We start from the raw sequence: 12,144 nt of genomic DNA, 5'->3' as shown, positions 1-12,144 counted from the left end.
TCAGTCGCGGTCGGTCTCCTCATGCGTGATGGAGCCGTTGTCCGCGTCGATGTCGAAGGTGGTCTTGTTCCAGTCCTTGGCGACGACGTCGACCTTCCAGACGAGAGCGTCGCTGTCGTTCTCGTCCAGGTCGAGGGACGTCACCGTGCCCTTCTTCTTGTCCGTGGCGGCCTTCGCGGCCTGCTGGGGCGTCTGCTTGGCGTTGGCGATCCGCTTGGCCGCCTTGCTCTTGTCCTCGGCGTCCTGATCGGTGTCCTCGGAGTTCTTGACGACCTTGCCGGAGACGGCGTCGATGCGGACGGTGTGCTTCGTCCCGTCCGTCGCGACGACGGCGGCGACCCACTGCGGAGCGGCGCCGGGCGTGGCGCTGCCCGTCGGCGAAGGGCTTCCCGTCGGCGAGGGGCTGGCCGACATGTCGTCGTCCGCGTCTCCCGGGCCCTTGAGTTCCAGCTCGGTGAGCTTGCTGTCCTTGACGGCGCCCTCGGCCGTGGTGATGGCCTTGTCGTAGGTGACCTTGGTGGCCGAGATCAGCTCCTTGCGTTCCTTCTGGTCCTCGGTCATCTGCGCGGGCGAGGCGCTCTTGCTCGCGCTGGGTGACGGGCTGCCCGTGGCCTCGGGGACGGCGCGGGCCGCCTCGGAGGTCTCGGCGGCCGTGGAGGAGCTGCCGCTGTCCTGGCCGCAGCCGGTCAGGAGGCCCGCGGTGAGCAGGACGCAGGCGGCGCCGGCCGCGCGGAGGCGGTGGGCGCGGAGGAATCCGGTGTTCTTGGGGTGGGGATCATTGGTCATGCCCGCATGCCTAACCGCCTCGCGGCTCCGGCATGTGGGATGAGCGGCCTGTGTCACCCGTTCGACCGCCATCCGGCCCCCGACCTGCTCATCGGCCCGGTCCGGAGCCTCTCATCGCGCTGTGGCCGGCGTCGGCGGACGGCCGGGGATTCCCCGTTCACGCGGGTCGCGATCCGGGCGCTTTGGTGCGAGCCTGGATACATGACCTGGGCGTCCTGGACAACACGCGGAGTCTATTCGGGGCACGGCGGCGTGCTCACCGAGGAGGTGGGGCCGCTGTCCGGAGACCTGACGATTCACACGACATGGGCCGAGGGCACGGCGCAGATAACCGTGCAGTACACCGACGCGGCCGACTGGTTCACCATGGCGGGCAGTCCCGTGCCCTGTCCGTCGGAGGAAGCGAGCCGCGCCCTGCACGCGGCCGCCGTGGAGGCGGTGCGGGAGGGGTCGGCGGCGACGGTTCCCGCGCTGCGGACCACCCCCGAGCAGGCCGCGGACGAAGCCACCGCCGAGTAGCCGGGCCCGTACGGGTACGGGCCCGGCCGCCGGGCGATGGTGCGCGCGAGCGGTCAGGGCCTGATGCTGCTGACCACGTCGGCGGTGGCCATGATGCCGTCCTGGATGGTGGGCGCCATGCTCGTGCCCGCCAGGAAGAAGCCGAGCAGCCCGCAGACCAGCGCGTGCGAGATCTTCAGTCCGCCGTTGCGGAGGAAGAGCACCGCGAGAATCAGCAGAAGCAGAACCACCGAGATCGAAATAGCCATGGCCAACCTCCTCCGCCGCACCCGATTTGCGGCATTCGGCGCAAGTGTGGCCCAGCCGGGGAGCGGCCCCGCGCACTGGCGTGTCCGCCAAACGGGTAGGGCTTGAGTCGCCCTGCCCGGAGCGGGGAAGGGGCGGTCCGCCCGGGAGCGGGGGGTGCGGCCTCGCGCACCCCCCGCTCCCGCGTACCCAAGGCCCGTTACGGTGCCGGCAGCTCCATGAGTGCCGCGACCGTCTCCCGGTGGCGTCCCGCCGTGCCGTACGCGGTCGCGTCGGCCTTGGCCCGCTTCAGGTAGAGGTGTGCCGGGTGCTCCCAGGTCATCCCGATCCCGCCGTGCAGCTGGACGCACTCCTCGGCCGCGTGGACGGCGACCTTCGAGCAGTACGCCTGGGCGACGGCCACGGCCAACGGCGTGTCGGGGCTGCCCGTCGCCAGGGCGTCGGCGGCGTTTCGCGCCGCGGCCCGAGCCGAGACGACCTCCAGCCAGAGCTGCGCCATGCGGTGCTTGAGCGACTGGAAGGAGCCGACCGGCCGGTTGAACTGGTGGCGCTCCCGGGTGTGTCGCACTGTTTCGGTCAGGCACCACTCGGCAAGTCCCAGCTGCTCCGACGCGAGCAGCCCGGCCCCTGCCAGCAGCCCCCGGTCCACGGCGCGTGCCGAGGCCCCGGCGTCCGCGAGCCGGGTTCCGGTGGCGCCGGTGAGTGCGACGGTGGCGAGCGGGCGGGTGAGGTCGAGCGGGACGAGCGGCTCGACGCGTACGCCGGGCGCGTCCGTGGCGACGGCGTGCAGGCCGTCGGCCGTGGGGACCAGCAGCACGTCGGCGGCGGCCGCGTCGGCGATCGGGCCGAGCGTCGCGTCGAGGGAGCCGGTCGCGGCCGGGGTGCCCGCGGACGCGGCGGAGAACGGGACGGCGAGCACCGCGACCTTGCGGCCCTCGGCGAGTTGGGCGAGGAGTCCGGCCACCGGCCCGTCCTGCGCGCCGAGCGCCAGCAGGGTCTCGGTGGCGACGACGGAGCTGGTCAGGTACGGCGCGGGCGCGACGCTGCGGCCCAGCTCCTCCAGGACGACTGCGGCCTCGCGGTGGGTGGCGCCCTGGCCGCCCAGTTCCTCGGGCACGAGGAGCCCGGCGGCGCCGATGCCGGTGGCGAGCGCCGTCCAGAGCCGCGGGTCGTACGGCGTGTCGGACTCGGTGCGGGCGATCACCGACGGCGCGTCGGCCCGGTCCGCGAGCAGGGAGCGGACGGCGGCGCGCAGGTCCTCCTCGGCCTCCGAGTAGAGGAGGTCGGGCGCCTGGCCCACTGCGGTCTGTGCGGTCATCGGGAGAGGTCCTTCCAGGCGACGTCCTTGTCGTTGCGCGGTTCGGCGGGCAGGCCGAGCACGCGTTCGGCGACGATGTTGAGCAGTACCTCGCTCGTGCCGCCCTCGATGGAGTTGCCCTTGGAGCGGAGGTAGCGGTAGCCGGCGTCGCGGCCGGTGAAGTCGACGAGTTCGGGCCGCCTCATGGTCCAGTCGCTGTAGAGCAGCCCCTCGTCACCGAGGAGTTCCACTTCGAGGCCGCTGATCTCCTGGTTGAGCCGGGCGAAGGCGAGCTTCATGCCGGAGCCCTCGGGGCCGGGCTGTCCCGCGACGAGCTGCTGGCGCAGGCGTTCGCCGGTGAGCCGGGCGACCTCGGCCTCGACCCATAGGGTCAGCAGGCGCTGGTGCAGGTCGGGGGTGCGCAGGCCGGGGCGTTCGCGCCAGGTCCTGGCGACGGGGCCGATCATGCCGCCCTCGCGTGGGATGCGCGCGCCGCCGATGGAGACGCGTTCGTTCATGAGGGTGGTCTGCGCGACCTTCCAGCCCTCGCCGACGGGGCCGAGCCTGCGGCTGTCGGGGATGCGCACGCCGGTGAGGAAGACCTCGTTGAACTCGGCCTCGCCGGTGATCTGGCGCAGCGGCCGGACCTCGACGCCGGGGTCGGTCATGTCGCAGATGAAGTAGCTGATGCCGCGGTGCTTGGGCACGTCCGGGTCGGTGCGGGCGATGAGGATCGCCCAGCGCGCCACGTGGGCGCTGGACGTCCACACCTTCTGCCCGTCGACCACCCAGCTCTCGCCGTCGCGCACCGCGCGCGTACCGAGGGCGGCCAGGTCGGAGCCGGCGCCCGGTTCGCTGAAGAGCTGGCACCACACCTCCTCGCCGGCCCACAGGGGCTTGAGGAAGCGCTGCTTCTGCTCGTCGGTGCCGAAGCCGAGGATGGTGGGAGCGGCCATGCCGAGGCCGATGCCGATGCGGCGGGGGTCGTTGTCCGGGGCGTTCGCGGCGGCGAGTTCGGCGTCCACGACGGGCTGGAGGGAGCGCGGGGCGTCCAGGCCGCCGAGGCCCACCGGGTAGTGCACCCAGGCGAGTCCGGCGTCGAAGCGTGCCTTGAGGAAGTCGGTGCGGCCGGTGGTGGCCGGAGGGTGTGCGGCGAGCAGTTCGCGGGTGAGGCGGCGCAGTTCGCCGGCGTCGGGGGCGGTCATCGGGCGGCTCCTGACGGGAGGACGACGATGCGGCCGGTGCTGGTGCCGTCGGCGACGCGCTGGACGGCGGCCGCCGCCTGCTCCATCGCGACCCGCTCGCTGATCAGCGGCTTGATGACGCCTTCGGCGGCGAGCCGGGTGAGTTCCGCGTGGCAGTCGCGTACCGCCTGCGGGTCCTTGGTGTTGTAGAGGCCCCAGTGGAGTCCGAGGACCGAGTAGTTCTTCACCAGTGCGTGGTTGAGCGCGGGGGTGGGAATGACGCCGCTGGCGAAGCCGACGACGACGACCCGCCCCTCGAAGGCGATGCACTTCACCGACTTGGCGTACGCGTCGCCCCCTACCGGGTCGTACACGACATCGGCGCCGCGGCCGCCGGTGAACTGCTTGACCGCCGCGACGATGTCCTCGGTGCGCCGGTCGATGACGAGGTCGCAGCCGAGTGCGGCGGCGGTCCTCGCCTTCTCCGGTCCGCCGACGACGCCGATGACGGTGGCGCCCGCGGCCTTGCCGAGCTGAACGGCCGCGCTGCCGACGCCGCCCGCTGCGGCGTGCACGAGAAGGGTCTCGCCCGCCTTCAGGTGCGCCCGGCGGTGCAGCCCGAACCAGCCGGTCTGGTAACCGATGTGCAGGGCCGCGGCCTCGGCGTCGTCCAGCGCCTCGGGGGCCGGCAGCAGGGCCGCCTCGTCGGCGACGACGTACTGCGCGAAGCCGCCGTCGGGCAGGGCGGGGGTGGCGAGCACCCGGCGGCCGTCCTCGGTGCGGCCGCAGATCTCGACGCCGGGAGTGAACGGGAGCGGTGGCCGTACCTGGTACTGGCCCCGGCAGAGGAGCGCGTCGGGGAAGTTGATGTTCGCCGCGAGCACCTCGACGGTCACCTGCCCGTCGCCGGGCGTGGGCCGATCCGTCTCCTCCAGCCGCATCACCTCGCTCGGCTCGCCGTTCCGGTGCACTCGCCATGCCTGCATGAGGGGCCTCCACAACACTGTCGGCATTACCACTGCTCCGGGGCATACTAAGCGGTCGCTTGCCTCTGTGGGAACAACCCTCGCGCATCCGGTCCGGCCGGCCCGCGACATGGCGGTGCGCCCGGCCCGCCCGCAGGACCGCGGGGGCGCCGGGCGCACGGCCGAGCGGTGGTGCTACTTCCCCACGACCACCTCGGCGACCTGGGGCGCGGCCGAGCCGGCCCGCCAGGCCAGGCGTACCGCGTCGGCGGTGCGCCCCTCGGTGTCGACGCGGGTGTACGCGCCGCGCAGCGCGCCGACGGTGTGCCAGGTGCCGTCCGCCTCGCGCAGCTGGATGTCGGCGGCGGCGCCGGATGCGGCCGGCCGCAGGACGGTCACGGAGCCGACCGTACGCGCGGCGACGAGGTCCACCTGGAGCGATTCGCCGTCCTCGGTGGCGCGCGCCGCCCGGTAGACGGTGGCCGGGTCGCCGTCGGCCGCCGCACGCAGCGTGGAGCCGGTGGCCGCGGGCGGGTTGCCGGTGACGGCGCCGTCGGTCGTCGTGACCTGGAATTCACGGACGACGACCCAGCTGGTCTGTCCGGCGGTCGCGCGGGCCCGCACGTAGCGCGCCTCGGTGCCGGCGGGCGGGGTCGCCGTGACCTCGGGCTTTTCGGAGAAGTCCGCGAGCTTCTGCCAGCTCTGCCCGTCGTCCGAGTACTCCAGGACCCCGGCGTGGAGGTAGTCGTCGGTGCTGCCCGGCTTGGCCATGACGAGCGTGATGTCACCGATGGACCGGGACTCTCCGAGGTCGACGGTCAGCTGGTCGCCCGCCGCGGGCGCCCCGTCGCTCCAGAAGTACGTGGAGTCGTCGCCGTCGAGCATCCGGGCGGCGGTGTTGTTCTGGTAGGTACCGAGGCTGGTCGAGGCCGTGGGCCTGCCGCTCACCCCGAGCAGCCGGTCGTACTCGGCGGTGGCCGCTTCGACGAATCCGTCCAGCTGCCCGTCCCCGACGAGGACCGGCACTTCGCGGCCGTCGAGTCCGGTGTACGTGAAGGAGGCGGCCCGCTCGATCTGTGCGGGCAGCTTCTGCCTCAGCTCCCAGGCCTGGGCGCCCTTGCCCGCGCGGGCGGCCTCGACCATGCCGAGGGCGGTGCGGGCGGCGGTCGCCCAGGACGCGGTGGCGTCCAGCCAGGGGCCCGAGTCCTCGATGAAGCCGCGGTCGGGGAGGTCTGCGCGCAGCCGGGCGGGGGCCGCGCCCAGCGAGGTCAGGACGGAGGTGAGCCGCCCGGCGTCGCCGGACTTCCAGTAGCGGGCGAACTCGGCGGACAGCTCGGGCGCCTTGTCGGTGTTGAGCGCGGAGCTGTAGTTGACGTCGGCGAAGGCCCTCAGTGCCTTCTCGGTGCGGGCGTCGCCTCCCGCGTATTCCTTGAGGCCCTTGCCCCAGGACTCGCGCGGGTCGTAGGCGGCGTCGTTCCAGGCGTAGTCCGCGACGGTGTACAGGGAGAGCTTCGAGGCGAACGGCTGGATCATCGGGTTGGCGGTGATCCCGGCGAGCCGCCCCGGCAGCCCCTTCTCGCGGCCGTTGAACGGGCCGAGCAGGAGGCGGTCGGTCGCGTAGTCGTTGACCGGGTAGTTGTCCCAGGTCAGGATCGGGTGCCCGAACACCTCCCGGGCCGCGTCGGCCTGGGCCACCGTCATGGTGGGGGCGACGACGCCGACGCCGGTCCACTCGACGAGCACATGGGGGTCGAGCTGTTCGGACAGGGCCGTCTTGTACGCCGAGGAGCTGACGTTGTAGTACTCGGTGGGCACCATCTGGAGCGGCTGGGCGCCGGCGTGGGTGGCGATGAACTCCTGGTTGACCCGGTTGAGCAGATGGGCCTGGGCCGCGCCCGCCGCACCGCCGCCGGTCCCCCACTTCTCCTGGTCGGCGTCGCAGTTCCAGTCGGTGTAGCTGATGTCGTCGAGCGGGACCGCGAAGGTGCGGACCCCGATGTCCCACATCGTCTGGAACTTGTCGACGAGCGCCTTCACGTCGTCCTCGGAGCTGTAGCAGACCGACAGGCCGGGTGAGAGCGCGTAGGTGAACTCGACATGCCGCTGGGCGGCCCGGTCGGTGAGGTCCTCGATCTGGGCCAGCTGCCCGGCGGGGTACGGCTCGCGCCACTTCGCCCGGAGGTAGTCGTCGTCCTTGGGCGAGTACACGTAGATGTTCATCTTGTGCTCGCCGTAGTAGTCGAGCTGGTCGAGGCGTGCCTCGTGCGACCACGGGGTGCCGTAGAACCCCTCGATGACCCCGCGCAGCGCGGTTCCCGGCCAGTCGCGCACGGCGAGGCCGGCGACCTTGCCTCCCGGCCGCGCCCGGTGCGGGAGCACCTGGCGCAGGGTCTGCGCGGCGTAGTAGGTGCCGGTGGTGTCCTTGCCGGCGAGGACGATCCGGCCCGCGCCGATCCCGAGCACGTATCCCTCGGCGGGCAGCGCGGAGGGGCCTTCGAGCTTCTGGGCGGCCAGGGCCGCGGGGTCACCCGCGTACACGGTGAGTCTGCCGGGGGCGGGCCGCTCCGCGCGGACGACGTGCCGGGCGCCCGCCTCGCGCAGGGCCGCCTCGACCACGTCGAGGGCGGGACCGTCGGCCGTCCCTCCCGCGACGAGCGTGACGGTGGGGGTGATGGTCACCCGGTCCGTGCGGTTGTTCACCGACCGCGGGGTCGGGGTGATGGCCGGGGTGTCCTGGGCCTTGGCCGAGGCGCCGGCCGGGGCGCCGTCAGCCGCGTGGGCGGACGGCCCGGCGGCCAGCAGGCCGCCTCCGAGCAGGGCCGCCGCGGCGGTGAGTGCGGTGATGCGGGGCGAGCGAGGCGTCACAGATCCTCCATTGGTCACTCAAGTCACCAGAGTCGCGCAACACAATGAGACTGAATTCAACATCCTGGCGCTTGCATGTCAATGGTCTGGACAACATCGATGCGCTGACCTGCGATTTCTCCTTCCGAAATGCCACTTCTGCACGGAGGAGTGCGGGTGGACCCCCGCCCGGAGTCAGCGGCCGAAGAGCTCGAACGGGATGGCCGGACGCCCGCCGAAGCGCTCGGCCGCCACCTCCGCGTTGGCGGTGAGGAAGGTACGGCAGTACGTCTCGGGGTCCTCGTCCGTGAGCACCTCGATGTACGTGCGGTGGGCCAGGAGGGACTGCACGGACCGTTCGAGCCCGGCCGTCGCGTCCACCGCGTGGGTGGGGGTGGACGATCCGGCCACGGCCACCCAGCGCACCCCGTCCCACGGTTCGAGGCCCTCTTCGGTCAGCTCGGGAAAGATCCAGCGGTTGCCCGCGTCGGCGGCCGCGTCGAGGGTGGCGCGTCCGACCGCACGGTGGTCGGGCGTGTTCCAGGCGACCGAGCCCCAGGTATCGCGGTGGTTGAGCGTGATCACCAGCTCGGGACGGTGCCGGCGGATGGCCGCGGCGATGTCGCGACGGAGCGGGACGCCGTACTCGATGACCCCGTCGCGGTGGTCCAGGAACTCGACGCGCGAGACTCCCACGGCGGCGGCGCTCGCGCGCTGCTCCCGTTCACGCAGCGGCGCGCACTCCTCCGGTTCGAGCGTGTCGATGCCGGCCTCGCCCCGGGTGGCCAGCAGATAGGTGATGTCGCGCCCGCCGTCGGTCCACCCGGCCACGGCCGCCGCGCAGCCGTACTCCAGGTCGTCGGGGTGGGCGACCACGGCGAGCGCGCGCCGCCAGTCCTCGGGCATGGGCTTCAGCTGCTCGGTCATGTCGGCAGGCTAAACCGGCAAGGAGGCCCCCGAGACCCATGACACGGCCGGTTCAATACCCCGAGGGGTATCCTGGGCCATCCGGGGCAGGAGAGAGCGTGTGCCTGCCTCACACCCGGTGAACGAAAGGAAACACAGCTCGTGACCAGCCCCGTCCCCGCATCCCTCTCCCCCGCCCAGGCCGCCGCCCGGCTCCCGGAGTTCACCGTGATCGATGTGCGGGCCCCCGGTGAGTACGCCGCAGGGCACGTGCCGGGTGCGCTGAACATACCGCTGGACCGTCTCTCCGACGCGGTACCCGCCCTCAAGTCCGCGTCCGCCCGCGGCGCGCTGCTCATCGTGTGCGCCTCGGGCGTCCGCTCGACGCGCGCGTGCGACATCCTCTCGGCAGCCGACATCGAGGCCGCGACGCTCACGGGCGGCACCTCCGCCTGGGAGAGCGAGGGCCACGGCCTGGAACACCCGGAGGGCGGCAGGGCCACCTGGCCGATGGAACGCCAGGTGCGGCTGGCCGCCGGCTCGCTCGTGGTGGCCGGGCTGCTGGCCGGGGTCAGGTATCCCGCCGCGCGCTGGCTGGCCGCCGGCGTCGGCTCCGGCCTCGTCTTCTCCGCGGTCACCGACACCTGCGGCATGGCGGCGGCCCTGTCCAAGCTCCCGCACAACCGCGCCCCGCGCTCTGCGGCCGGCCTGGACGCGACCCTGGACGCCCTCCAGGCCTGACGGGGCACCGCGGGGGCCGGCCGCACGACGCGTGCGGCCGGCCCCCGCGCGTTTCGCGGACTCGGCCCGGGTCTCAGACCTCGTCGCGGACCACCGCGAGCAGCCGGTCCAGCACGCGCGGCCCGCCCGCGCGGACCCCGTCGTGCTCGAACTCGTCGGTCACCCAGGTGCGCAGCCCGCGAATCGCGGCGGCGGTGCGCAGCGCGTGAGCGGTGTCGACGTACATGTCGTCGTGGTAGACGGCGGCGGCCACCGGGACCTCGTTGGCGGCGAGGCGCTCGGGGTCGTACAGCGGTGCCCAGTCGGTGCGGGCCGCGAGGAGTCCGGCCGTCTCGCGCAGCGGGCGCAGCGCCGGGTCCACGTCGAAGTGCCAGGGGTGGATGGACTCGCCCGTGAACAGGACCGGCCCGTCGCCCTCCAGCGCCTTCACGGCGTCGAACTGCGGGAACTCCGCCCGGACCCGCTCCGCCGCCCAGTCGGTGGGCCGGCCGTCCTGGCCGTAGATGGCCTCGTGCATCAGGGCGTACAGGGGGTGCCCGGCGAACGACGTCGCGGTGCGCATGGCTTCCTGGAAGGTGTCGGAGAGCTCCGTGCCGTGCGGGGTGCGGACGAAGGCGTTCTCCAGGAGGTAGTGCAGCTGGTGGCTGCCGCTGCCACCGCCGAGCAGGATGCCGAGGGACTGGAAGCCTTCGGGCGTCAGCCGGTGCCCGGCGCTCTCGGGGCGGTGCTCCGCGAGGTGAGCGGTGATCTCCCGGGCGCGTTCGACGTCCTGCGGGTAGCGGGCGTAGTGCGCGGCGACCTTGCGTTCGATGCGGGGGTACGCGGCCCGGTAGACGTCGTCCGCGTGGGCGTCGAGGGAGGGCAGGCCGCCGGTGATCAGGACCGTGCTGAGGCCCTCGGGAGCGGCGGAGAGGTAGCGCACGGCGCAGAAGCCGCCGAAGGACTGGCCGAGGACCGTCCAGGGCGCCCCGCCGGTCAGCTGCGGGCGGATGAACTCGCAGTCCCGCACGATGCTGTCCGCGCGGAAGTGGGCGAGGTAGTCGGCCTGCTCGCGCGGTCCGCCGCGCAGCGGGAGGGTCTGCCGGTTGGCCGGGGTGGACAGGCCGGTGCCGCGCTGGTCGAGCAGGAGCACCCGGAATTCGCGGACCGCCCGTCCGAGCCAGGCCTCCGCGCCCGCGAAGCGGCGGGCGCCGAAGCCGGGGCCGCCCTCCAGGTAGAGCAGCCAGGGCAGCTCCTGGTCCGCCTTGGAGGCGGCCACGATCTCCCGGCCGAAGATCTCGATCCGTTCACCGCCGGGGTCGGCGTGGTCGAGCGGGACGCTGAAGTGATGGTCGGTGAGGACGAGGCCGGGCTGACGGTAGCTGTTCAAGGGTGCTCCTGGATCGGACGGTTCCCGGACAGTTCAGCACACCGCTGTGCCCCGGACGGTCGCGGCCCGTGTGCGGGGCGGGCGCCCGGCTCCTACCGTGCAGTCATGATCCGGTTCGAACAGGTCGGCAAGGTCTATCCGGACGGTACGGCCGCGGTCGACGGGCTGTCCTTCGAGGTCGCCGAGGGGGAACTGGTCACCCTGGTGGGCCCGTCGGGCTGCGGCAAGACCACCACGATGATGATGGTGAACCGGCTGATCGAACCGACATCGGGCCGCATTCTCGTGGACGGCGAGGACATCGCGGGGACCGACCCGGTGAAGCTGCGCCGCCGCATCGGCTATGTCATCCAGCAGGTGGGGCTCTTCCCGCACCGGACGGTGCTCGACAACACGGCGACGGTGCCGGCGCTGGTCGGCTGGAAGCGGTCCAGGGCACGGGAGCGCGCGGCCGAGCTGCTCGATCTGGTGGGCCTGGACCCGTCGACGTACGGTGCGCGCTACCCCGCCCAGCTCTCCGGCGGCCAGCGCCAGCGGGTGGGGGTGGCGCGGGCGCTGGCGGCCGACCCGCCGGTGCTGTTGATGGACGAGCCCTTCGGCGCGGTGGACCCGGTGGTGCGGGAGCGGCTGCAGAACGAGTTCCTCAACCTCCAGTCCAGGGTGAGGAAGACGGTTCTGATGGTCACCCATGACATCGAGGAGGCGGTGCGGATGGGTGACCGGATCGCGGTGTTCGGCCAGGGGCGCATCGAGCAGTTCGACAGTCCCGGCGCGGTGCTCGGCTCCCCCGCGACGCCGTATGTGGCCGGATTCGTCGGCGCCGACCGGGGGCTGAAGCGGCTGTCGGTCACCGCGATCGAGCCGGACGATCTGGAGGAGCCGCCCGTGGCCCGGCTGGACGAGCCCGCCGGGGCCGCCGCGGCCCGGCTGGGCGCGGCGGGCTCGCGGTGGGCGGTCGTGCTGAACGCCGGGGGCGAGCTGCACGGCTGGGTGTCGGCGGACGCCCTTCGGATCGCCGGGGACCAGGGCACGGTGGGTGAACTGGCGCGCCGGATGGACGCGTGGGTGCCCGTCGGCGCCCCGCTGAAGCAGGCGTTCAGCGAGATGCTCCAGCACGACGCGGGGTGGATCGCGGTGCTGGACGGGGCGCGGTTCCTCGGGGTGCTGACTCCGGCGAAGCTCCATGAGGCGCTGCGGCGTTCGGTGGACGCGGACGCGCAGGGTGTGGGGCGCGACGAGGTCCGGTTCGACTCGGTGGCGGACGCCTGAGCCACGCCCCGTCCGGGG

Annotated in this window: 11 protein-coding genes; 3 read left to right on the top strand and 8 right to left on the bottom strand. The window is 73.0% G+C overall.

What is annotated here, in order from left to right; genetic code table 11:
* Nucleotides 1-786, bottom strand: coding sequence for a PepSY domain-containing protein (locus tag P8A18_RS32425; RefSeq protein ID WP_306060382.1), 786 nt, complete (start codon nt 784-786; stop codon nt 1-3).
* A gap of 201 nt (nt 787-987) precedes the next feature.
* Between P8A18_RS32425 and P8A18_RS32420 the strand changes: the two genes are divergently transcribed.
* Nucleotides 988-1,305, top strand: coding sequence for a hypothetical protein (locus tag P8A18_RS32420; RefSeq protein ID WP_026249715.1), 318 nt, complete (start codon nt 988-990; stop codon nt 1,303-1,305).
* Nucleotides 1,306-1,358: 53 nt separating this feature from the next.
* On the opposite strand, the gene P8A18_RS32415 is transcribed toward P8A18_RS32420, so the two are convergent.
* The 6 genes from P8A18_RS32415 to P8A18_RS32390 all read right to left on the bottom strand — a co-directional run bounded on the left by P8A18_RS32415 (nt 1,359) and on the right by P8A18_RS32390 (nt 8,768).
* Nucleotides 1,359-1,553, bottom strand: a complete 195-nt coding sequence (locus P8A18_RS32415; RefSeq protein ID WP_026249714.1) for a hypothetical protein — start codon at nt 1,551-1,553, stop codon at nt 1,359-1,361.
* 197 nt (nt 1,554-1,750) lie between these two features.
* Nucleotides 1,751-2,869, bottom strand: a complete 1,119-nt coding sequence (locus P8A18_RS32410; protein WP_306060380.1) for an acyl-CoA dehydrogenase family protein — start codon at nt 2,867-2,869, stop codon at nt 1,751-1,753.
* Complete coding sequence (locus P8A18_RS32405; protein ID WP_306060379.1) at nt 2,866-4,053, bottom strand: acyl-CoA dehydrogenase family protein; 1,188 nt, start codon at nt 4,051-4,053, stop codon at nt 2,866-2,868. Before P8A18_RS32405 ends, P8A18_RS32410 begins: the two co-directional genes overlap by 4 nt.
* Nucleotides 4,050-5,018, bottom strand: a complete 969-nt coding sequence (locus P8A18_RS32400) for an NADPH:quinone oxidoreductase family protein (protein ID WP_306060377.1) — start codon at nt 5,016-5,018, stop codon at nt 4,050-4,052. The genes P8A18_RS32405 and P8A18_RS32400 overlap by 4 nt, the downstream gene beginning before the upstream one ends.
* Nucleotides 5,019-5,192: 174 nt before the next feature.
* A complete protein-coding gene (locus P8A18_RS32395; RefSeq protein ID WP_306060376.1) occupies nt 5,193-7,862 on the bottom strand; it encodes a glycoside hydrolase family 84 protein in 2,670 nt (889 codons plus the stop codon).
* 174 nt (nt 7,863-8,036) lie between these two features.
* On the bottom strand, nt 8,037-8,768 hold the full coding sequence (locus P8A18_RS32390) for a PIG-L deacetylase family protein (RefSeq protein WP_018552113.1): 732 nt from the start codon (nt 8,766-8,768) through the stop codon (nt 8,037-8,039).
* Nucleotides 8,769-8,909: 141 nt separating this feature from the next.
* On the opposite strand from P8A18_RS32390, the gene P8A18_RS32385 reads away from it, so the two are divergent.
* Nucleotides 8,910-9,488, top strand: coding sequence for a rhodanese-like domain-containing protein (locus tag P8A18_RS32385; RefSeq protein WP_306060372.1), 579 nt, complete (start codon nt 8,910-8,912; stop codon nt 9,486-9,488).
* Nucleotides 9,489-9,561: 73 nt separating this feature from the next.
* Here the strand turns inward: P8A18_RS32385 and P8A18_RS32380 are convergent, their stop codons facing one another.
* Nucleotides 9,562-10,857: an alpha/beta fold hydrolase gene (locus tag P8A18_RS32380; protein WP_306060370.1), complete on the bottom strand. Its 1,296-nt coding sequence runs from the start codon at nt 10,855-10,857 to the stop codon at nt 9,562-9,564.
* Nucleotides 10,858-10,962: 105 nt separating this feature from the next.
* Here P8A18_RS32380 and P8A18_RS32375 point away from each other — a divergent pair, with 105 nt between their 5' ends.
* A complete protein-coding gene (locus P8A18_RS32375) occupies nt 10,963-12,126 on the top strand; it encodes an ABC transporter ATP-binding protein (RefSeq protein WP_306060368.1) in 1,164 nt (387 codons plus the stop codon).
* Nucleotides 12,127-12,144: the final 18 nt, after the last annotated feature.

The organism is Streptomyces sp. Mut1 (assembly GCF_030719295.1).
GTDB classification, from domain to species: domain Bacteria; phylum Actinomycetota; class Actinomycetes; order Streptomycetales; family Streptomycetaceae; genus Streptomyces; species Streptomyces castrisilvae.
The sequence above is the reverse complement of the archived record's forward strand: the minus strand, read 5'-3'. Positions and strand labels throughout refer to the sequence as shown.